The sequence below is a fragment of the Faecalibacterium sp. 3 genome (genome assembly GCF_048323735.1).
Taxonomy (GTDB): domain Bacteria; phylum Bacillota; class Clostridia; order Oscillospirales; family Ruminococcaceae; genus Faecalibacterium; species Faecalibacterium wellingii.
Window position 1 is genome coordinate 775,333 of sequence record NZ_JBLWFN010000001.1, and the last position, 21,539, is coordinate 796,871.

The 21,539-nt window shown below is 51.3% G+C and carries 17 protein-coding genes and 1 pseudogene; 1 reads left to right on the top strand and 17 read right to left on the bottom strand.

What is annotated here, in order from left to right:
• Window positions 1-334: 334 nt before the first annotated feature.
• From ACNSPV_RS03565 to ACNSPV_RS03620, 12 genes and pseudogenes are all read right to left on the bottom strand, one after another.
• Complete coding sequence (locus ACNSPV_RS03565; protein WP_112144378.1) at window positions 335-955, bottom strand: DUF1847 domain-containing protein; 621 nt, start codon at window positions 953-955, stop codon at window positions 335-337.
• Window positions 956-974: 19 nt separating this feature from the next.
• Window positions 975-1,619, bottom strand: a complete 645-nt coding sequence (locus tag ACNSPV_RS03570) for a GntR family transcriptional regulator (protein WP_005940691.1) — start codon at window positions 1,617-1,619, stop codon at window positions 975-977.
• Window positions 1,597-2,175, bottom strand: a complete 579-nt coding sequence (locus ACNSPV_RS03575) for a GntR family transcriptional regulator (RefSeq protein ID WP_348584596.1) — start codon at window positions 2,173-2,175, stop codon at window positions 1,597-1,599. Before ACNSPV_RS03575 ends, ACNSPV_RS03570 begins: the two co-directional genes overlap by 23 nt.
• A gap of 202 nt (window positions 2,176-2,377) precedes the next feature.
• Window positions 2,378-2,626 (bottom strand): DUF6061 family protein, encoded by a 249-nt coding sequence (locus tag ACNSPV_RS03580; protein ID WP_348584595.1) that lies wholly within the window; start codon window positions 2,624-2,626, stop codon window positions 2,378-2,380.
• Window positions 2,627-3,416: 790 nt separating this feature from the next.
• Window positions 3,417-4,649 (bottom strand): site-specific integrase, encoded by a 1,233-nt coding sequence (locus tag ACNSPV_RS03585; protein WP_348584593.1) that lies wholly within the window; start codon window positions 4,647-4,649, stop codon window positions 3,417-3,419.
• A 188-nt stretch (window positions 4,650-4,837) separates the two neighbouring features.
• Window positions 4,838-6,430, bottom strand: a complete 1,593-nt coding sequence (locus ACNSPV_RS03590; RefSeq protein WP_348584591.1) for an AAA family ATPase — start codon at window positions 6,428-6,430, stop codon at window positions 4,838-4,840.
• 123 nt (window positions 6,431-6,553) lie between these two features.
• Window positions 6,554-6,772: a DUF6462 family protein gene (locus tag ACNSPV_RS03595; protein WP_348584590.1), complete on the bottom strand. Its 219-nt coding sequence runs from the start codon at window positions 6,770-6,772 to the stop codon at window positions 6,554-6,556.
• A gap of 138 nt (window positions 6,773-6,910) precedes the next feature.
• Window positions 6,911-7,315, bottom strand: a complete 405-nt coding sequence (locus ACNSPV_RS03600; RefSeq protein ID WP_418268291.1) for a type II toxin-antitoxin system PemK/MazF family toxin — start codon at window positions 7,313-7,315, stop codon at window positions 6,911-6,913.
• Window positions 7,316-7,407: 92 nt separating this feature from the next.
• Window positions 7,408-8,076, bottom strand: a complete 669-nt coding sequence (locus ACNSPV_RS03605; RefSeq protein ID WP_348585161.1) for a DUF6551 family protein — start codon at window positions 8,074-8,076, stop codon at window positions 7,408-7,410.
• A 32-nt stretch (window positions 8,077-8,108) separates the two neighbouring features.
• Window positions 8,109-9,050: pseudogene (locus tag ACNSPV_RS03610) on the bottom strand (reverse transcriptase domain-containing protein); the annotation flags it as partial.
• Between the two features lie 590 nt (window positions 9,051-9,640).
• Entirely contained in the window at window positions 9,641-14,734 is a 5,094-nt protein-coding gene (locus ACNSPV_RS03615; protein ID WP_418268292.1) for a DEAD/DEAH box helicase family protein, read from the bottom strand.
• A gap of 161 nt (window positions 14,735-14,895) precedes the next feature.
• Window positions 14,896-15,252 (bottom strand): TnpV protein, encoded by a 357-nt coding sequence (locus tag ACNSPV_RS03620; RefSeq protein ID WP_332376699.1) that lies wholly within the window; start codon window positions 15,250-15,252, stop codon window positions 14,896-14,898.
• 1 nt (window position 15,253) lies between these two features.
• Between ACNSPV_RS03620 and ACNSPV_RS03625 the strand changes: the two genes are divergently transcribed.
• Window positions 15,254-15,784, top strand: a complete 531-nt coding sequence (locus ACNSPV_RS03625) for a hypothetical protein (RefSeq protein WP_348584587.1) — start codon at window positions 15,254-15,256, stop codon at window positions 15,782-15,784.
• Between the two features lie 321 nt (window positions 15,785-16,105).
• On the opposite strand, the gene ACNSPV_RS03630 is transcribed toward ACNSPV_RS03625, so the two are convergent.
• The 5 genes from ACNSPV_RS03630 to ACNSPV_RS03650 all read right to left on the bottom strand — a co-directional run bounded on the left by ACNSPV_RS03630 (window position 16,106) and on the right by ACNSPV_RS03650 (window position 21,436).
• Window positions 16,106-16,495, bottom strand: coding sequence for a hypothetical protein (locus ACNSPV_RS03630; RefSeq protein ID WP_113993120.1), 390 nt, complete (start codon window positions 16,493-16,495; stop codon window positions 16,106-16,108).
• Window positions 16,496-16,709: 214 nt separating this feature from the next.
• Window positions 16,710-18,185 (bottom strand): ATP-dependent nuclease, encoded by a 1,476-nt coding sequence (locus ACNSPV_RS03635; protein WP_291018012.1) that lies wholly within the window; start codon window positions 18,183-18,185, stop codon window positions 16,710-16,712.
• Between the two features lie 110 nt (window positions 18,186-18,295).
• A complete protein-coding gene (locus tag ACNSPV_RS03640; protein WP_291018010.1) occupies window positions 18,296-18,499 on the bottom strand; it encodes a transposon-transfer assisting family protein in 204 nt (67 codons plus the stop codon).
• Entirely contained in the window at window positions 18,489-19,406 is a 918-nt protein-coding gene (locus tag ACNSPV_RS03645) for an LPD16 domain-containing protein (RefSeq protein ID WP_348584585.1), read from the bottom strand. Before ACNSPV_RS03645 ends, ACNSPV_RS03640 begins: the two co-directional genes overlap by 11 nt.
• Window positions 19,406-21,436, bottom strand: coding sequence for a DNA topoisomerase 3 (locus tag ACNSPV_RS03650; protein ID WP_418268293.1), 2,031 nt, complete (start codon window positions 21,434-21,436; stop codon window positions 19,406-19,408). Before ACNSPV_RS03650 ends, ACNSPV_RS03645 begins: the two co-directional genes overlap by 1 nt.
• Window positions 21,437-21,539: the final 103 nt, after the last annotated feature.

Genomic DNA, 21,539 nt, shown 5'->3' on the forward strand with positions numbered 1-21,539 from the left:
GTGCAGAGTCTTTGCTGCCGTGCTGTGCCCTCACAGCCCTTCTTTGTTCTGGAAGGATCTGCCCGGAACCTTAGAATTCCGGGAATCTCGGCAGCGTCTTTTTAAATTTTTATATCTAATCTTTGATAATGTATCCACTTGACGACACGAGAATACACCCGAAACAGAGATTTGTCAATCCCTTTTTTCGAGTTTTGTCGCATTGCACGGATTATGTACCAATTTTTGTGCACGCCAGACAAACAGTAGGATACAAGAAAATCTCCCTCCGCCGCCTTCTGCAAAAAAACGTGCGATCTCCAAAGCAGATGGAGAACGCACGTTTTTCCTTCTTTTATTCCAGCCGCTTTTTGAAATACCCCTCGGCACAGTAAATGGCACCGCAGGGATTATGTGCCAGAACGCGATCCTTGGCCACCAGCGTTGTGACCATGGCATCCGAATACTTATAAAACATCGAGTCGTGTCCCACACAAAGTCCGACCTCAATGTTGAACTCGGTGTGCTGTTCGTTCAGAAGCTTTGCCTGTGCGATGGGGTTGCACATGGCCTCAAATTCGCCGGGGTGGATCTTGACCTCTTCCGGGATGCCCACTTCTTCCTTGGAGATGCCACCGGTCTTGCAGATGACCGACACCACCTCAAACCCCTGCGCACGGAGCAGGTCGGCCACGATGCGGGCTTCCTTCCGCAGACCTTTGCAGAATGCAAGACCCAGCTTGTGGTAGCCCATCCGCTTGCAGAACTCCACCGTCTCCTTCAGGCGGGGCCATTGACAGTAGCCCAGCCCCTCAATGGCCGAACAGTTGACGTAGAAATCGTGATTCTCGGGCAGATCATAGCCGGCGCGGGCGGCCTCCATCACCGAAGCATTCCGCATAGGGCAGTTTTTGGGCATCTTTTCCGGCTCATTGTTGGCGCAGGCCAGAACCGTACAGTTCGCACAGGTATACACTGTTTTTTCCTCCCTGATCTTATAAATAATAGGTCAGCGCATCGTCCATACTGCGCAGGATGTGTTTTTCCATTTCAGCCCGCGCGGCCATCGCATCCCGTGCTTCCAGCGCTGCATAGATCTTTTTATGCTCGCTCTGGGAGTTGAGGGCATAGTCCAACTCGCTCATCTCCACGCCAATGGACAGGCCGTTCCACAGCTCCGAGAGAAGATTGCGCATTTTTTCATTGCCGGAAGCTTCCCAGATCTCAAAATGGAAGGACTGGTTGTAGTCAGTATAATTTCCGGCCTGCTGAAGAGAAAGAGCCTCCTCAGCAGTATCCACGCAGTTTTTGATCTTGGACAGGTCGGCATTGTTCTGGCAGCAGAGCATACATGCCGTCCCTTCCAAGGCAGCGCGCAGCTGGTAGTGCTCCCGAATCGTTTTTTCCGTTACGCCCAACACAATGGCGCACTTGTTCTGCTTGACCTCCAGCAGACCGTCACGGGCAAGGATCTGAAAGGCCTCCCGCACCGGCGTGACCGACACGCCGAGTTCCTGTGCGGTGTTTTCCAGCGTGAGTTCTGCACCCTCCGGGATGCTTTTTGAGATAATGGCTTTCCGCAAAGCGGAAGCTACCCGCTCGCGGGCAGGTAGCAGCTTAATGGGTTTCAGTCCCAGCATATTGACTCCTTATCGTTAAAATCAGATGCAGCAGTTCTTCTTCATAGGCGTTCCATGCATCCGGCACATCAGGGGAGCCCTGACGATCCAGCATCAGCAGGCGGGCAAGCCGGTCGTTCACCGGCGCAGGACGTGCGCTCACGGCAAAGGCAATGTAGGTCTCCTGAATGCTTTCCAACAGCTTGCGATGCAGCGGATATAGCAGGACGGTCCGCAGGGTACGGTGCTGCAGCATCTCGCCGCCTGCCAACATCGCATCCTGCGGCAGCGCACGCATAGCCTGCCGTTCCAACTGAGCCCCCAATGCCAGAATTTGGCGCAGTGTCTCTTCGGTCAAATCTGCCGCTTTTATCCGATTGTTGGGCAGGCGGATGATAAGACCCTGATATTCAAGGATCATCAAGGCCTCCCGCACCGGCATCCGGGAGACACCGAGACTCTCTGCCAGTTCGTTCTGGGTCATTTCAGTGCCCGCCGGGATCTGCCCAGATAAAATGGCCTGCTGCAGGGCTTCCACCACACCGCCGTTTTTCTTCTGGATGCCGATATATTCCATAGAGTCCTCCGTGCAAATGTCTTTTTTATATTGTATCCAATTTTACAATAAAAAGCAAGACTTCCTTTATGACAAACAAAAATACCCGGCAGATTCATTCTGAAAAATCTGCCGGATATAGACCGGATGCCCTTGGGGCGTTCCATTCTGAAAAATTGCAGGGCAAATGCAAGCTGTGTTAACTGTTATGGAACCTTGTCAATCAATCTTCCATTCTTCCATGGTCGCAACCAAGCGAGAGATAATGCTCAATCTCCCCTCTCAGCACAAGCTGAGCATACTCCAGCGGCTTATTGTACAGCAACCAGTCCAGCTCTGCCCGCTGTGCCGGGGTGTTGCCGTATTCGTCCTCCACGGCGATGCAGTCGATGGCAAGGGTAGTGCCACCCTCGAACCGGGCTTCCACCCGGTTGGTGTCCATGTTGTAGCGGCAGGAAAGCAGGTTGTTCATAAGAAAACCTCCACGTTCTTCACATTTACTTCTTCTGCGGTGGAAAGTTCCGGCTGTCCGTTTGCAGATTCATGAATCCGCTTTGTGATGCAGCCCTTTGCAGGTCTACACCCATCCACCACATGCCCGATTCTTACACCAAACGCGAACTTGTCGGGGCGAGGCCCCTCCATCTTGCTTGCACAAGACCGTTCGGTCGCTTAAAAGCCCCACTGGGGCTTTCATTGCTCCACTTCGCTGCGCAAACGCGAACTTGTCGGGGCGAGGCCCCTCCATCTTGCTTACGCAAGACCGTTCGGTCGCTTAAAAGCCCCACTGGGGCTTTCATTGCTCCGCTTCGCTGCGCAAACGCGAACAACGCTCTTTTTGCTCTGCACAAAATCCTGCATCGTTTGGCGTAAAATTGGCGTATGGCGCAATTTTCGCTGGAAATCCATCAAAAGAAAAAGCCTGAAACTTCTCGGTACATCAAGAAGTTTCAGGCTTTGTTTTGCTTAAATTGGAAATTTACTGCTCAATTGGCTTCATCGTGGGGATGTTGCAAGATTCGGCTCTGTTTTCGTCCAACAGAATCCAACAGCATCCACGAAATCGGGAGATTTCGATGGGAACAGTCCAACAAGCTCCAACACTGTCCACGAAAGTTGTACACGGTTCTGGTCAAGACCGCATTTTCGGGGGTTCTGATGGTGACAAGGACGGCTTTCGGGGCAGACGGTCGGACGTAGATATCCGCGATGTGCTTCATTGCCCAGCAGAGGAGAACATTTCGGTTATATCGCATCCGATTTTACCGCACGAGCAGCGCACTCTGCAATGCGGTCATAGATGCTTTCTTCTTTTCTTGGGTCGCTTCTGCGTACACATCCATTGTGGTGGTGATGTCTGCATGACCCATGATTTCCTGAATGACTTTCAGATTGGTTTCGTTTTCGCAGAAGCGGGTGCAGAACGTATGCCGGAGATGATGGCAGCTAAAGTTGGGCAGGAGAATCGGGTCACGATTTTCTGCATCAGCCTTGGCTGCTTCCTCCTTATTGTAGTCTGCGCAGATTGCATGAATCGTGCGATTGATCATTCCCGGCAGATAGACCTTGCCTTCCCCCGTGCAGAACACAAATCCAGAATAGCCATCAATTTCATCCGTGGAGAATCCAATCACCTTTTGATACTGATATTCTTCCAGAAATGCGTCGAACACATCATCCAGCATCGGGATGATACGGATGCCTGCGCTGGTTTTAGGAGAGTTGACATGATTCGTGCAGGAACCATCTTCCTGAACGCGATAGACCAGATTGTGATTGATGCTGATCGTTCGATTCTTGAAGTCAATGTCCTGCCACCGCAGACCCAATACTTCGCCAATGCGACAGCCAGTACCGAGCATTACTGTAAACAGTGGATACCATCCGCGATACTCCTCACTGTTGGCGATGTAATTGGTGAAGGCTTTCTGTTCAGGAATGGTAAGCGCATGACGCTTTTTCTTTTCCCAACTATGGCTTTTCTTGATTTCGGTCATAACTCCCTCCGTAGGATTCAACCGCAGCAGTCCATCACGGACAGCCATTGTAAAGGTCGGATGCAGCAGAGTATTCACGATCTCCATGCTGTTCGGCTTAAAGCCCTTTTCCATGATCAGGGAGTAGTAGAACTTCTTCACATCCGTATATTTGATCTTGCTGATGCGCCGTTTCCCGAAATCGACACGGACATAGTGGTTGTACATATACTTGTAGTTGGTCAGGGTGGATTGCTTCAGGTCGTACTTCTGGGAAATGTACTCGTCAAACAGTTCGTTCAACGTAATGCGCTCTGCACGGTCGGGGTCAAGACCATCCTCGATTGCTCTGCGAATTTTGACCTCTTTTTTTCTTAGTTCGCTCAACTCCTTTGCATAGACCGCTTTCTGCTCACCGCGAATCGTAGTATAGCGGAACACATAGCGGCCATCTTTACGCTGGGATTCGCCTTTTTTCAAAGCGTATCCACGGGAATCTTTTCTTGCTTTTGTTGCCATTCTTCTCACCTCATTTTCAGATTAGAGGAAAACAGCCATATCCTAATGGACTGCATCAGAGATTTTGCAATCACTTTTTGCTGTCCTGCTCCAAGGATACTCTATGTTCTCCATCATTGCAAGGATGTCGGATTCTGGGGAACAAAAAATCGCCGTTTCAAATGAAACGGCGACCCGGTATGGAATATTTACTTTTGAATCTTTTCAATCAGGCACTCATGCTTCTTCGTGGCTTTGTCGTAGTTGATGCCTACCAGCAGCAGGTTTCCCTGATAGTCCTTCAAGGCATCCCCATAGTTCTTGTTCTTGATTTGAGCCAATGCGCCGGATGCGCTCTTGTCCCATTTCAGTTCGATCACCACGGCGGGTTTGTCCTGATGCAGCCTGCGGGGAATAAAGCACACATCCGCAAAGCCTTTGCCTGCGGGCAGTTCACGCACCAGCGTGTAATACTCCCGCGCAAAATAGAACGCCAGATTGATGGTGCAGCTCAGAGAGTTTTCATCGTTGTATTGCAGGATAGAAACTTCTTCGTGTGCCTTATCGATACCGGCTGCCACAGCATCCGCATCCATTGCCCACAATGCTTCAAGCAGCTTGCGGGATGCGTCAACGGAATCCATGACACCTTTCCAGTTCATTGTGCTGATGGCGTTGACATACTCCTGCGAAACTTCCTTGTTGGGAATCGTCACGGTTTCGCTGGAACTATCGTAGGTCAGATAACCCAGATGCACCAGCAGCGTCAGCACATCGTCTTTGCAGGAGAAAGTGGTCATATCATTGCTGAACGTGCCGGTGTTGACCTTCACACGCTCACCAGCCAGCATTCTGACTACGGAATCCTGCAAACCATCCATATCCATCTGGATGTAAATTTTCAGGGCTTCGTAGGTTTCGGTCTGGTTCCAGTAGGTGCCGAACTTGTGCCGTAGCATGGCTTCCACAACTGATTTTGGGCTGTACATGGAATAATGCACATCACCGGACTGCCGGTGTGCAATCAGGTCATAGCCATCGTACCATGCTCTGGCTTCCTCAAAGTTCATCTGATACTTGTCGCAGAGAGCAGCCACTTCCTGTTCGGTAAAACCAAAGTATTCTGCCAGATCACCGGGGTCGGTCATGGAATACTCAGTGAACATATTCAGCGCAGAATGGGAGCCATACTTTTTAATAGGAAGGATGCCCGTCATATAGGCCAGCGCAACATAATCCTTATCCTTGAGCCATGCCCGCAGGAAGTCGAGATACTTTTTCTGCGCATCCTGATCCTGCTGATATTCGCGGAACAGGCAGTCCCATTCATCGATCAGGATCACAAACGACCGTTTTGTTTTTGCGTAGATGTCCTTCATCACCTGAATGAGATTGTTCTCATCCCGGAAACGCACCTCCTGAAAATGGTCGGTCAGGTCAAAGACCAGATACTTTTGCAGCATGGTCAGCATTTCATCCATGCTGTGGGTCATGCTCAGAAATTCCTGTATATTGACCTTGAGGACATCGTACTGGTTCCGATGCTGTTGGTAGGAGCCTGCCTTGCTGATTTTCAGAGGATCGAACAGCGGCGCGGCATCTTCGCCGCGGTCGTAGTAAGCTGCAAGCATATCCGCAGCCATCGACTTGCCGAAGCGTCTGGGGCGGCTGACGCAGATGAACTTCTGCCGGGTATTGATGACAGCGTTCGTCTTTTCGATCAGCCCGGACTTGTCCACATAGATCTCAGAGTTCAGGCTTTCCTGAAAGCCCTTGCTGCCCGGATTCAGATAACTGCCCATGCAGGAACCTCCCATCGTGCGAATATTATTATGTTCATTATACTCTAATCTGCCTAGAATCACAAGAACGGGTAACAGGGTTTTATGTAAGACCTCCGGCAGTGCGCCGGAGGTGCAAAATGCTCACATACGGAAGGTGTCCAGATATTCATCAAAGATGTCCAGATTCACCAGCACCACGCGGCGAATCTTGTAAATTGCTCCTGCTTCCTTTGCGAGTTGTTCAAATGTATGCAGACCCATCGAGTAGAGTTCTGCGCCCTCCTGATAACGGACAAAACGCTTCTTGCCCGACTTGACCATAGGTTCCAGTTCCTTGACTTCAGTTCTTGCAAATGCCATAGTGTACCTCTTTTCTATTATGAATGATTGCTTCCCGGATGTTGTTGAATGCCATCCTGCTCCAAGGATATCCAGATTGCTCCGTGATTGCAAGGATGCCAAAATTGCCGGATTTACTGTTTGTAACTTTTTTGCCTGTTATACTGTTTTGGAATTGCTTTTAACCAAATTTTCCTGATTCAGTGCCAGACTGCATTTCAGAGCTTTCTCAATTTGCGCCATTTCCCAGTCGCTTGTCAGCCCCATGAAATTGTTGATGCGTTCTTTATCAATGGTGAAAAGCTGCTCCAACAGGACAACAGACGGACGGTTAAACGCCGGATTCTTATCAATAAGAACATGGGTTGGCTGATTGGGCTTTTTGGAAATCTTAGAGGTCACTGCGGCTACAATGACAGTCGGTGAAAATTTGTTTCCTGTATTATTTTGAATAACAATAACAGGACGTTTACCTCCCTGTTCTGAACCATAGTGTGGGTCTAAATCGGCAAAGTAGATTTCTCCGCGACGGAATCCGAAATTTTTTGTTACATAAACGATAATGATCAAGCCCCCTTTGTAATATGTAGCAAAAGCCGACCGGCAGAACGGCTTTTGCAGTGAGAAAGGAAATCTGCCATGAGCAGGAAGATGACTTACTGTTTGATGGGAAGGCTTTTCGTTCGACTGGAGCCGTTGTAGGCTTTCAGAATCTGAAGCATATACTTCTGATAGTTCGGCCCGGTCATTGCCTGACCGCTGCGATAAATCGCCACCGGGCTGGTGCGCTGGAGCTGCCGAATCAGGCGAATGGGGTCATACTCGTGGTCGTACAGAGCAACGAACTGGGTCACGCCCTGCAACACTTCGGCACGGAGAGAATCGATATCGCCCTCCCATGCTTCTGCCAGTACACGGAGCGCATCAGTGTAAATGCGCTCACCGTGTTTCCGATACTCGGCAAATGCCGTAGCGATGCAAGCGATTTTCCACTTTGCGTGGCTCTGAGCGAAACTCAGGCCAAAACCTGCACGGTTTGTGGCGTTCAGGAAAGCAATGGCTTCCGGGTCGCCGCCGCGAATCTTGGCGCGCATTTTTGCGCCTGCGGTCAGCGGTGCAGAGACACCGGTCTGCTGTGCAAACAGCAAGGCTTCCTGCTGCTCCGTCAATCCCGAATAAACCTTGCAGACGATGTTCAAATCGCAGTTGTTGTTCAGCAGCTTGCGGGCGGCGATGGTGTGCTGACCATCGAAAACATAGTAGTGACCGTCCCGGTAGCTGACCTTCGGGGCATTGGCGATTCGCTCATCAAACTCGGCGGCGATTCGCTTGACACGGTTGGCGTTGAGATTCCGCTGACCGTCTTTTCTTCAGATAACTGCAACCCACGTTCCGTCATGAAATCTCTGATAATAGGGAGCACTTCTTCACGCAGAAATTCCGGGCTTTCTCCGGTTACGATAAAGTCGTCAGCATAGCGCACGAAGTTCATCTTATTAAAATGAGTTTTACCATTGACCTTTTTGCGGGTCGGCAGTCGTTCCTTTAAGAGCCGTTCCAGTCCATCCAGCGTCATATTCATCAGAGTAGGCGAGATGGCTCCACCTTGCGGTGTGCCTTCCTCAGTGGGGAAAAGTTGCTTTGTATCAACGTATCCACACTTTAACCACTTCTGTAAAACCTGCGTATCCATCGGGATATTCTCCATGAGCCATTCATGGCTGATGTGGTCGAAGCATCCCTTGATGTCACCTTCAAGAATCCACTGAGGAGACTTGCCCTTGTTCAGGTCGGTGAAACACTGCTCGATTGCATCGTGTGTGCTTCTTCCGATTCGGAATCCGTAGGAGTTGAGGTCACCGTAGGTTTCAGCAAGCGGTTCCAATGCAAACTTGTATAGGGTCTGCATAGCACGGTCTGTCATCGTCGGAATGCTCAGAGGCCGCAGTTTGCCGTTTTTCTTCGGAATATAAACACGTTTCAGGGGCTGAGGACGGTATCCTCTCCGTTTCAGTTTACTGATTGCCTTGAATTTTGCCTCAGGAGTTAGCCACAATTCATGGTCAACTCCAGCCGTATTTTTACCACGATTGCTTGTTACCCGCTTCACTGCCAAGGCTTTGGCGTAAAACGAGTGAGTTAACAGCCATTGCAGCGTTTTTACCTTGCTGTAATGACCTTCTTGTTGAGCCTTTACGATACGCATTTGCAGCTTTTTAACATAAGCACGAGCCTTGTTCCAGTCGATGCTGTCCCAATTTCCCGCTCTGCAAGTCGGTGCACACGATTTCTCGTTCATTTGCAATTCCTCCTTTTTGAAAAGTTCTGTAAATTCTCTCGTAAAGAAAGACCATAGATGGAAGTCTGCCTGCTTTCGCACGAGGTGATGTTGCAACCTCTATCCGTCCCCATTACAGGGTCGGCATTCGCTTTTTCCATCTTTCTTCTACCCGCATTTCATAAAGTCTCCTTACGGTTTCCGTCCGATTGCTCGGGGAAATACGGGCTTACCACGTTCCGCTTATTCAACAGTATGGGTTAGGTTTCACTTCTCCGCCAGCAGCTTTTGAATCCATGTGTTCCCACTCTATAGAGGAGCAACCAGCTGCGTTACCGTTTTGGTTCAGGCTTGTCAGCAACTTTAGCCTGTTCAGCTTTAACGACGTTTAACAGTGATTCACATTACATTAACCATACCATACAAGTCAGGCTCCCCAACCACATTGTTGCTTGCAGTTTATCGCTTCCACCTCGCGGTTTCGGCTTGAACCCTTTCGGGTGGGGCTACCCTTGTCCTGTCACGCTTCCTCACAGCCGTTACCAGCTGCTTTGTTGACAGTAGACTACTGCTAATGGAATAACAGGTCTGGTCATAGCCAGACAGTTGATTTAAGCGACTTCGTGTCGCACAAAGAGGTAGCTGTCAAACGTCCCCTCCGTGACATAGTTGAACACCTTGACTTCCTTATTCATGTTGCCCTGCCGGATGATACGACCGTTGCGTTGGGTCATGTCGCTAGGCTTCCAGCCGACATCCAGATGATGCACGGCAACAAGACGCTGCTGGACATTGGTGCCCGCACCCATTTTTGCGGTGCTGCCCAGCAGAATGCGCACATCGCCGGAGCGCACTTTGGAGAACAGTGCGGCCTTTTTCGCTTCGGTGTCAGCACTGTGGATGAACTCCACCTCGCTTTCCGGCACCCCGGCGGCAACCAGCTTCTTGCGAATATCATCGTAGACATTGAAGTTGCCATCGTTTTTCGGGGTCGAGAGATCGCAGAACACAAGCTGTGTCAACTTCTGATTTTTTCCGTCCTCCCAGAGTTGCAGCACGTTCTGCACACAGACGTTGAGTTTGCTGTTAGGGTCATCCGGGAGCATAGGGTTCATCAAGCGGACATCCAGACCAATTTTTCTGCCATCGTTGGTGACGCACAGCATATTGTCAACGGACGCATCCACATTGCCGGAGTGAATCTCGGCGGCGCGTTTGCTCAGTTCCTGCACCATTGCTTTCTGGATCTCGGACGGTTTTACGACCACAGTTTCAAACTTTGCATCCGGCACAGGAAGATGCAGCTGGTCGCTGGTCTTGATGTCTGCTACTTCTTTGAACATCGACATCAATTCGGGCAGATTAAAGAACTTGGCAAATCTTGTTCTGGCGCGATACCCAGTACCTTCGGGGGCAAGCTCAATTGCGGTGGTGGTCTCTCCAAAGGTCGATGCCCAGCAGTCGAAGTGCGTCAGCTTTTTCTGTTGGAGGGTGCTGTACTGCAAGTAGCGCATGACCGTGTACAGCTCCGTCATGCTATTGCTGACCGGGGTACCGGTCGCAAACACCACGCCGCGCCCACCGGTGATTTCATCCAAATAGCGGCATTTGCCGAACATATCGCTGGATTTCTGCGCTTCACTGGTGGATAATCCTGCGACATTGCGCATTTTTGTCGTGAGAAAGAGGTTCTTGTAAAAATGCGACTCGTCCACAAAAAGGCGGTCAACGCCCAACTGCTCAAAGGTGATAACGTCATCTTTGCGGCTGTCAGCGCGCAGTTTGTCCAGCTTTGCTTCCAGCGTTTTGCGGGTGCGCTCCATCTGCTTGATGGTAAAATTCTCTCCGGCATTGGCTTTCAGTTCGTTGATCGCCAAGAGCGTTTCCGCGATCTGATCCTGAATAATGCGCTCCTGCCGCTCAAAAGACAGCGGGATGCGCTCGAACTGACTGTGCCCGATGATAACGGCATCGTAATCGCCGGTGGCGATGCGGGCGCAAAACTTTTTACGGTTCGCCGTTTCAAAGTCCTTGCGCCGTGCAACAAGCAGTTTTGCGTTGGGATACAAATGCAGGAACTCCGATGCCCACTGCTCCGTCAGATGGTTTGGAACCACGAACAGGCTTTTCTGACACAAACCCAGGCGTTTTGCCTCCATTGCCGATGCAGCCATTTCAAAAGTCTTGCCCGCGCCTACTTCGTGTGCAAGTAACGTATTACCGCCATAAAGCACATGAGCAATGGCATTGCGCTGATGTTCCCGGAGTGTGATTTCCGGGTTCATCCCCACAAAATGAATGTGCGAGCCATCGTATTCGCGGGGGCGGGTAGAGTTGAATAATTCGTTATACTGCTTTACCAAAGAGATACGCCGTTGCGGGTCTTGCCAAATCCAGTTTGCAAAAGCGTCCTTGATAGCCTGCTGTTTCTGCTGGGCGAGGGTAGTCTCGTTTTTGTTCAGGAGGCGCTTTGGCTTGCCCTCGGCATCCTCAATGGTATCATAGATGCGGACATCTTTGAGGTTGAGCGTATCTTCCAGAATCTTGTAGGCATTGGCACGGTGCGTTCCGTAGGTTTCCGTGGACATAATATCGCCATGACCCAATGCGGATTTTCCCTGCACACGCCATTCTGCCGTATACGGAGAGAACAGCACATTCACATCACGGCGCAGATAGTACGGAACCTGAAAGGTCTCCTGCATGAATTTCTGGATAATTTCAGGGGCAAGCCACGTTGCACCCAGCCGCACATCAATTTCGGATGCTTCCAGTTCTTTGGGCTGCGCTTTAGTGAGCGCGTCAACATTGACTGCAAATTCGGGGTTCGTTTCAGCGGCAAGTTGTGCGATACGGAGTTTTGCACGGACATCGCCGGACAGATACTCGTCTGCCATCTGCCAGCCTGCTTCCGGGTCGGTGGAGTCTGCACTGGGGTCTTTGAAGATCACGCCGGAAAGTTCGGTGGTGATGCGGTCATACTCGCCGGGAGTGCCGAGCAGTTCTGCCATATAGGGCAAGTCCACTCTGCCATGTTCGCCCATCGACACCGCGAGTGCTTCGCTGGGAGTGTCCACACTGGTGACAGTGCGCTCCGGGCGGATAGTGCGCTTGGTGAACATATCCGCCTTGGACTTCAACTGCTTGTTTTCATCGAGATTTTCCAGAGAGCAGAGCAGATAATAGGAGGAATCCTGCTCAAACAGTCGTGCATTGCGACGATCGTTAAGCAGACCATGCTTTGCAGTGAAGGCATCGTAGGCAGCGTTCAGACGCGCCTGCGTTTCCTGCACAGCAGAATCCGGGTAATCGTCCAGCTGCTCCTGAATCAACTGGTTTACGATTTGCCGCAGTTCCACCATTCCGGTGACACGCCCCTTGGCGGTGTCGGACAGCTCCACCTGCGTCATCACGGAATTTTCCCGGTAGAACACCTCTCCGTCCACCACAGTGTAGGAGAAGTTTTTTACATCGGGATCAGCCGGGAGAATGTGCTTCTCATTTTCGGCATCCGCAATATCTGGTGTTTCCACCTCAACTTCGGTGTATTGCCCCTCAATATGCTGCACTGCCTCGGCAAGCTGGTCGGCAAGGTTTGCACCCTCGATGGGGGCAACGGTCAATTCCTCCCGTCCGTACTGGGTGCTTTCTGTGGTCAGCTCGCCCAGCACCATCTCCGGGTGGTCTACGAAATACTGGTTGATGGCAAATCCGTCCTCGGTCTTGCCAAGCTGCACCCATGCAGGCTCAATGTCCGCAGGGCGGTCACGCTTTTGCAAAAAGATAATGTCGCTGACAACATCTGTGCCAGCATTGGCACGGAACGCATTGTTCGGAAGACGGATTGCACCCAGCAGATCAACACGTTCTGCCATGTGCTTGCGGGCGGTGCTGTCCTTGCTATCCATGGTGTAGCGGCTGGTGACGAACGCCACCACGCCGCCCGGACGCACTTGGTCGATGGCTTTGGCGAAAAAGTAGTTGTGGATGGAAAATCCCAGCTTGTTGTACGCCTTATCGTTGACTTTGTACTGACCAAATGGCACGTTGCCCACCGCCAAATCGTAGAAATCACGGCGGTCGGTGGTCTCAAAGCCCGCCACGGTAATGTCTGCCTGCGGATACAGCTTTTTCGCAATGCGCCCGGTGATGCTGTCCAGTTCCACGCCGTATAAGCGGCTATCCTGCATGGTGTCCGGCAGCATTCCAAAGAAGTTGCCCACACCCATGGACGGCTCCAAAATATTGCCAGACTGGAAACCCATGTGCTCCACGGCATCGTAGATACCACGGATAACGGTGGGGCTGGTGTAGTGGGCGTTCAGGGTGCTGGAACGGGCGGCGGCGTATTCGTCCTCGGAAAGCAGCCCTTTCAGCTCCGCATATTCCTTCGCCCAACTATCTTTGCCGGGGTCAAAAGCATCCGCCAGACCGCCCCAGCCTACATACTGGGAAAGCACCTGCTGTTCCTCGGCGGTGGCACCACGATGCTCCTGTTCCAATTTGAACAGGGTGCGGATGGCTTCAATGTTCCGGGCATACTTCTGCTTTGCGCCGCCCTCGCCCAGATGGTCGTCTGTGATGCGGAAGTTCCCAGCAGGCTCCGGCGCAGGTTCAGCATTCAGGGCTTCATCCAAGGCAGCAGCATCCGGGAAGGTCTGCACCTTTCCGTCCATCACAGCAGAGATGGGCAGTTCGTCCAGTTCCTCATCGGAAAGTTCCGGCTCAACCTGCCGCAGAGCGTCCTCGAATTGACGTTTGTTGATAACTTCGTTATCCCACGACTGCCCGTGTGCACTGGTGTCGATGCGCACATCGGTATCACCGATATAGCCTACTGTTCCTTCAATCGTTCTGGTGGGAAGGTCTACTACAACTTCGTCCCCGACCTTATAGCTGACCTCTTTTTCGGGAACCAGATCAATGGCTGCGGCCTGCTGTTCTTCGTACAGTTCTCTGATGTGCGGAAGATGCTCATTGCGGAAAATGGGCAGTCTGTTTTTCGTCAGCTCCATGTCCTGCAAGCTGACGGATTTGAACGTAAAATTAACGTGTTCCACCCGAAAATCCCGGCCATCCAGCTTGATGATGCTGCCGATTGGCAGATAATCCGCTTCCCGGAGATATTTTGCCTGGTGGTGGGAGCCATCTTCGTTCAAGCCAGCCAGATAGACGTTGTTGCCCGCTGCCCACAGCTTTTTAGATTCTGCTGCCCACTGCTCACTCGGAAAACCAGTTACTTTGACTTTGCCAAGCACATTTTCCTGTGACAGAAGATTGGTGCGCAGAATCCGCTCCACAGCAACGGCATCCTTGTCATAGAACAGATAGTTACCGTTCAGTTCAAAGCCCACGAGGGTGTTGGGATACTGTTCTTTCAGAGCAGTGTACTCTGCGGCAACAGTGCCATCCAGCATCGGAAGCTGACACTCAGCTTCCTGTCTGGCAGTACGCTGTTCCTTCTCCTTGTCGGTGAGGTAGCGGTCGGATTGGATCATCAGGTCGATATACTGTTCCACCTGCGCCCATTTCAGGGTAATTTTCTGGTGGTCGGGGTAGTGGTCAAATTCCAGTCCCTTCCAGTCGTGATTCACAAAACCTCGGCTTCCGTCCAGAAAATCGTGGGAATGCCCACCAATGCCGTACTCCTTTGCCAGTGCTTTGGCACGGAGTTTGCGGTCAGGCTGGGTCTGGTACAGCGCCATAATGCGCTGCTTGCCGCCCGTAAATCCCGAACCGTGCTTACGCAACTCGTTCTCAATTTCAGCCTGCGACAAAACAAAAGCGGAGGGCGTTTTTTCGCTCTCCGCTCGGTCGATGGTTTCAATTTGCTGGGCTTCGGTAGGGATGTTCGCATCCAGAAAACTTAGCTGTAGATCAGCTCCGTCAGCACCAGTTCCTCGGCCTGTGCTTTCAGGCTGTTCATGTGCTGCACCCACGCCATCTGGTTCTGCTCCTTGTCCGGGGCGGGGTCCTGTTTCAGAAGCTGCGCCATGGTCTGCTGCATCCGGCTCTCTGCCGTCTGCTCCACCTCCATCAGGTGCGGATACAGGCTCCCGTTCAGAAGCATCGTGTGGTACAGCACCGAGCGCTGCTGCATCAGATACGTCCGGCGCAGCCTGCCGTACCTGCCCAGCGGCTTCCGGGGCTGGTTCAGGGTCAGGTTCGGGAGCTGGTAGTCCCCGACGGTCGAGTAGGTCACGTTCCTGCTGCTCAAATTCATATTGGCTCCTTTCTGCATTGCGGCGGCGAATGGTGGTTTTTACGGTGCGCTCAATGTTCCGCAGCACCTCCCGGCTCATGTCGCTGACGGCTGCGCCGAGGGCAAAGACGGCATCCGGGGTGGAGAAATTGTAGATTGCCTGAAAATCGTCCTTGTCGAACCACCCGGCAGGCTCAAACCCGCAGCGTTCCAGCAGCGTGTAGGTGACGCTGATTGCAGCAGCGCTTTTGAACTGCATCTCCACCCCGGCTTCATCATAATCCATCAAGAGCGAACCGTCAACGATGGCACGGATGTCTCCACCGTTGTTATCCCAGTAATCAGCGACCAACTTCCCGGCAACATCCGCAAGCTGCTGGCTGACACGCTCTCCGCTGATGCCATAGGTCTTGCTCAACATTTCCGAAACCGGCTGCTTCAGGTCGTCGTTGTATTGCCACACCTCCGGGTCGCGGGAATTGCGGCGCACCCCGGTGTCGCTTACGTCAAAAACGTAGTGCAGGCGGGGAAATCCGCTGGATTCATCCAGTAGGGCGATGCCCTTGGCACCCCGGCGCACATAGCGGTTCATCCGGTTGTTCCAGATGTCAAAGTCGGCGCAGGCGGTGGCATCCGGGCGCTGGGCGTAGATCATGAGTTGATCTGCAAAGGGGTACTTGTACAGCCGGGATGCGGTGGTCAGATAGTCCGTCCAGCTTTCCCAGTAGCGGGTCAGGCCGTTGGCCGTGCGCTGGGCAAGGGCAAGATATTCTTCGGTTTTGTTTGGCATTGCGTTCCTCCTTCCGATTTTAGGGTAAAGAAAAAAGCGAGCAACCATATAGGTCACTCGCCATGGATTCCATGTAAAGTTATTTTAGTGTTTTGCGGCAATCTTTTCAGCCAGTTCCAGCAGAGTGTCGAATGTCTGCTGTTCTTCGGGCTTTTCAATCAGCTTCGCCAGAAGCACCCGGAAAATATCGATGCTGTCATGCCCGGTGGCTGCGGCAATCTGGTCGATGAGATCATGCAGCTTTTTGACAGCGGCATCGGAAGGCTTGGATTTTGCAAGAAGATCGGTCAGATAGCTGATGAACGGGTAGGTAGAATCATCGTTGATGATCTCGTTGGTCTCGTTCACAATCTTTTGGTTATCTTCAGGGGACATCTCACCCTTTTCATCCCAAAGGTCACGGGAAGATGTACGACCCTTCAAGAAGGTAGCAAAAAGCAGTCGGTCGATGGGGGAGCGGCGTTCGTTGTCCATTGGCTTTCCTCGCTTTCTGTTTTGAATCTGAAATGGTAAAGTAATAATAGTATAACACGAACGGAGTGATGCTATCAAGACCGCATCTTTTAGGGTTTGTAACTTTTTTCTATGTACGCCGCCTGTAGGCGGCAAAAATCAGTTGGCGAAAAACACGGGCTCGGAAGATGCACAGTGACTATCAATCTCAGCTTTTGATTGTACCTTCAGACAGTTAGATGTTTTGGTGTTGGCTCAGCCACGTCTTTATATTGTCAATATAAGAAAGGAACAGTTCATGGCTGCTCGCGTATTTAAAAATTTCTCTGATAATTGTCTCTTGGCTTTCATCCAATCGATCACAAATGTTACTAATCCATTCATGCGAATCATTAACGCCCTGAATCGCTTGAGCAGCTTGATAGATACTATTATCTTGAGGAAATGTTTCCAATATTATTTGATGTAAAAATTTTTCTGGTGGGGTGCTAGTGGGTAAGGAAAATTGATGAATCAACTGAAGTGCTGCCTGACGTTTGTCTTCAGCATCATCTTCTGTCCCACATAATTTTTTCTCAATGTGATCCATCCTTTCGGAATCAGTACAGTATTTATCACCATCAGTGACAATAAGGATGTTTCTAGTATCTCTTTGCTCTATGATAAAGCTTGCGGCAAGGGTGAAAGCGTTTTCGATTGCGCCAAATTTGCAAATCTCAACAAGAAATGTCATTTGCAAGTCTCTAACAATTTCGTGAACAATATCTTTCGCAAGGGAATCTTCCACATATATTTTGACGGGTTTATTACATTCGCCGGACATGTTATAAATCAGTTCTTCACTGAGTCTATCATAAACGAATGAGTTTGCTGATCCTGTGGGGGACGTTACATTTTCAATATATTGTATTCCGATATATTCAGACATAGAAAGAATTTCTAATGAGTGAGTTGTGAATACAATTTGTAATTTCTTCTCAACAGCTATTCTATTGAGTTCTTTAACTAATTTCCGAAAAGCAGATACATGAAGTAGCAAATCAAGTTCATCGACTAAAATTAGTGAATATTTTTCTGCACGAGTGACTTTTTCAAGAATTTTAATTGTGCGCTGCTCACCTGACCCCATGCTAAGTGATGAGTATTTGAGACCATCGCTTAACTCAACGCCCGGAAAATGAGTTCCTTTATAGCAATTGTCCATCAATGCAGTATAATTTTTGTTTAGAATGCCCGCTGCACCTTGAATTGTTTTTCGTGCCACATTGCTGGTTTGGCATTGAGAAACATATGAAATTTTTGTTGTTTGGTTTTTCTTTTCAATATCCGGGAGGCAGGTTTCTATTCCAATATAATATACGTTTCTCTTTGGACGAGTCTGATAACGTGGTGCCCAGCGGTCGAACGCCTTGTAATACTTTTTAGGTGGAAGCAATGTAGGAACACCATCGGTTCCAATAATTTCGTTAACGGCTTCCAATTCACTGCCAGACCATGAAGCATCTGTATTTGGAGTAAAAAATTCAGGAAATATATGATTCTCACCGTTCCCGTCTGGATTGTACAAGCATGCTAATGCATGTATTACAGTTGTTTTTCCGGACCCATTGACGCCCATAATAGCTGTTAGAGGCTTTGAGAATTTGATGGTTACGTTTGACAACCCTTTTAATTTTTTGAAACGGATTTCTTTTAATGTTATTTTATTCATTTCTACAATCATCTCCCACGGGCCTTGATGGAAACAAGGTACAGCAATAAGTATATCATGTTTTCAAGAAATTGGTAGTCCTTATGTACGCCGCCTGCAGGCGGCAAAAGTCAGTCCGGGGAAAATTCCAGATTGGAAAACTCCGCATCGGTCAGCAGTTTCAGCTTTTCGATAACGCCCTCGGACAGTTCCCGCAGGGCAGTTTCATCCGGCATCAGGTAGCACTGCATGAGCCGCAGTTCATGGATAAGCCCCAGCCGGGTGCCGGTGTTGTAAAGCATCATCAGCATCAGTTCTTCGTGGTCAAAGTTCATGGAAATTCCTCGCTTTCTTACATCCAAAAGGGTTGCATTCCGGGGCATCGCATTTTTCTTTTGCACCAGCCAGTTCTGCCAGCTTTTCCAGTGTGGAAGGACGGTCAGACAGCCCCAGTTCTTCGGCTTCGGCAACCTTGTCCATGATGAGGTCATAGTCCTTCAGCACACGCCGCCCCTTTTCCATGTGGTGCGCTTCCAGAATCTGCTCCCGGACTTCCTGAATCGTCAATTCGGGTGCGTCGATCTGCCCGCCATCCATCACAGAATAATCGCTGTGATAGAGGGTATAATCCCAGCCATCCTCGCAGGACTGGACAGCAAGATAGCCCTTGCCGCCCAGTTCCCATGCACCCTGCTCATCCTGCGTCTGAATCTCAGGATAGGCGGTCGAACCGCTGCGCTCCATCATCTCGCCAAACTGACAGATGTGATAGACGTTTCCGTATTCGCCCAGATCAAAATGGTAATCATCCAGATGTTCCACACGCGCCGTGTAGCTGCTGCCGTCCGAGCGGTCAACCTGAATCACGCCATGATTCGGCACACGGTAGAGGTCATCGTAATGGCTGTTGATGAGCCGGACATCATCTCTGGGAATCGTGGGGTCATCCCAGATGCGCCGCCTGCGGACACCAGACTGCGGGATGGTATCGAGGTGCTGCAAGCTGACCTCCTGAATTGCCTTGCGGATATCGCTGGAAAGCTCAAACAGATACCAGTTCCGGGCGGCGGGAATGGCATTGCGACCATCCGGAGGCAGATTCTGCTTGGAGATCTGCCCAAACTCCTGCGGTTCACCGGTGGCGCAGTTGTAGGTGGCAAAGCCGACCCCTGCGCCATTTTCACGCAGATGCAGAAATTTGTCTCCGTTGATGAGATAGAGGGCTTCCGTTTTCTGATCCATCAGCGGCCACCCTCAAATTCCAGAGAAAACTTGCTGCGGCCATCCGCTTCGGTGGACAGCAGGACGGTAGCATTGTAGGTCTTGCCCTTGGCACTGCGGCAGTCCTTCAGGCGGATGCGACCATCCCGCAGCAGCTTGTCCGCAACATGGGAATCCAGACGCTTTCCCAGACGCTTGAAGAACGCATTGTCCTTCCACAGCACGAAACGGCACTCCCGGTTCTCACAGAAATAGCCCTTTTCGCGCTCCACAACAGACTTGCCGCAGTTCGGGCAGACACCAACGATTTTGTTCTTCATAAGCACATTTGCTCCCTTCATAGCCTCGGTGGTATTGACCAGCGAGGAGATCATATCTTTGATTTCGGTCATAAATTCTTCCAGCTCCATCTCGCCGCGCTCGATGCGCAACAGTTTCGTTTCCCAGTCGGCGGTCATTTCCGGTGACTGGATTTCTTCGGGCATTACGGTGATAAGGGCTTTACCCTTGTCGGTTGGCAGCAGCACTTTCGTTTTCCTGTCACCTTTGCGTTCCAGAAAACCTTTCGCCACCAGCTTTTCGATAGTAGCGGCACGGGTCGCTGGGGTTCCGATGCCCTGACGCTCCACACCCTCCGGCATACTGTCCGCACTGGCGGTCTCCATCGAGTGCAGCAGGGTGTCCTCGGTAAAATGCTTCGGTGGGGACGTTTGACCCTCCTTCAGCTCTGCATTGAGGATGCCGCACTCGTTTTCTGCCGCATTGGGCAGGGCGGTGAGTTCCTGTTTTCGGTTCAGGATGTCTGCCAGCACCTTGCGCTCCACCGCTTTCCAGCCTTCCTCCAGAACCTCCTTGCCCTTGGCGGTAAATTCCTCTCCGGTGCAGATGGTGGTGAGTGTGGTTTCTGCATAGCGGTGCGGCTCACCTACGGCGCAGAGCAGCCGTGCGGCAATCAGCCGCAGGACATTCCGCTCCCCGGCAGGGAGTGCGGCAAGGTCTGCTTTTGCCATGCTTTTCGTGGGCAGCAGCGCATGGTGGTCGGTGACCTTGCTGCCGTTGATGACCTGCTGCACATGGATGGGAAGCGGTTCCTCCACGGCAAACGCCTTGCCCGTGTCCGCCACAAGTCCCGGCAGAGATGCCGCCACATCCTCCGTCAAAAAGCGGCTGTCCGTGCGGGGGTAGGTGATGAGCCGTTTTTCGTAAAGACTTTGGGCGTAATCCAAGGTCTGCTGTGCCGTAAATCCCAGCAGGCGGTTGGCATCCCGCTGTAATGCGGTAAGGTCATAGAGTGGCGGCGGACTTTCGGACTTTTCCTTGCGCTCCATCTTCTGCACCGTGACACGCTCCTCCTTTCGGCATTTGGATAGCAACAGCTCGGCATCCATTTTCTGTGCAAACCGTTTGCTGGATGCGGTGCCGCCGTCTGCGAGAGTCAGGGCGACCGTGTAGAACTTCTCCGGCACAAAGGCGGCAATGGCGGCTTCTCGCACCACCGTCATGGCAAGCACCGGGGTCATAACACGCCCCACCGCCAAAGGCTGACCGTACAGACACGAAAAAAGCCGGGACGCATTGATACCGACCATCCAGTCGGCGCATTCCCGGCAGAGTGCAGCGTTGTACAGCGCATCATATTCAGTTGATGGTTTCAGGTGGGCGAACCCCTCCCGGATAGCATTTTCCTCCATGCTGGACAGCCACAGGCGGGAGAAGGGCTTTTTGCAGCCCGCTTGCTGGTAGACAAGGCGGAAGATCAGTTCGCCCTCGCGCCCCGCGTCCGTCGCACAGACGATGCTGTCTACATCCGGGCGGTGCATCAGGTCTTTCAGGATATCGAACTGCTTTTTGGTGGATGCGGACACGAGGTACTGCCACTTTTGCGGCAGGATGGGCAAATCTGCGATGCTCCACTTGACGAACTTTTCATCGTAGACATTGGGCGGTGCCAACTCCACCAGATGACCAACGCACCAGCTTACCAGATAGCCGTTACCCTCCAGATAACCGTCTTTGCGGTTGGTGGCACCGAGGACTTTGGCGTAGGACATAGCCACCGAGGGCTTTTCACTGATGACTAAGCGATAAGACAATAAGCATCAACTCCTCTATAATTTTCTATGGATTGCAAAATGTGCTTGCAAGTTACAACCG

What these genes read in the sequence shown, in the direction of transcription:
- ACNSPV_RS03645 (WP_348584585.1), bottom strand. Translation starts at nt 19,406, where the DNA reads ATGGATCAGAAAACGGAAGCCCTCTATCTCATCAACGGAGACAAATTT.
- ACNSPV_RS03640 (WP_291018010.1), bottom strand. Translation starts at nt 18,499, where the DNA reads ATGAACTTTGACCACGAAGAACTGATGCTGATGATGCTTTACAACACC.
- ACNSPV_RS03590 (WP_348584591.1), bottom strand. Translation starts at nt 6,430, where the DNA reads ATGGGCAGTTATCTGAATCCGGGCAGCAAGGGCTTTCAGGAAAGCCTG.
- ACNSPV_RS03650 (WP_418268293.1), bottom strand. Translation starts at nt 21,436, where the DNA reads ATGTCCTACGCCAAAGTCCTCGGTGCCACCAACCGCAAAGACGGTTAT.
- ACNSPV_RS03585 (WP_348584593.1), bottom strand. Translation starts at nt 4,649, where the DNA reads ATGGCAACAAAAGCAAGAAAAGATTCCCGTGGATACGCTTTGAAAAAA.
- ACNSPV_RS03595 (WP_348584590.1), bottom strand. Translation starts at nt 6,772, where the DNA reads ATGGCATTTGCAAGAACTGAAGTCAAGGAACTGGAACCTATGGTCAAG.
- ACNSPV_RS03630 (WP_113993120.1), bottom strand. Translation starts at nt 16,495, where the DNA reads ATGGACAACGAACGCCGCTCCCCCATCGACCGACTGCTTTTTGCTACC.
- ACNSPV_RS03615 (WP_418268292.1), bottom strand. Translation starts at nt 14,734, where the DNA reads ATGGCGCTGTACCAGACCCAGCCTGACCGCAAACTCCGTGCCAAAGCA.
- ACNSPV_RS03570 (WP_005940691.1), bottom strand. Translation starts at nt 1,619, where the DNA reads ATGCTGGGACTGAAACCCATTAAGCTGCTACCTGCCCGCGAGCGGGTA.
- ACNSPV_RS03620 (WP_332376699.1), bottom strand. Translation starts at nt 15,252, where the DNA reads ATGAATTTGAGCAGCAGGAACGTGACCTACTCGACCGTCGGGGACTAC.
- ACNSPV_RS03580 (WP_348584595.1), bottom strand. Translation starts at nt 2,626, where the DNA reads ATGAACAACCTGCTTTCCTGCCGCTACAACATGGACACCAACCGGGTG.
- ACNSPV_RS03635 (WP_291018012.1), bottom strand. Translation starts at nt 18,185, where the DNA reads ATGAATAAAATAACATTAAAAGAAATCCGTTTCAAAAAATTAAAAGGG.
- ACNSPV_RS03575 (WP_348584596.1), bottom strand. Translation starts at nt 2,175, where the DNA reads ATGGAATATATCGGCATCCAGAAGAAAAACGGCGGTGTGGTGGAAGCC.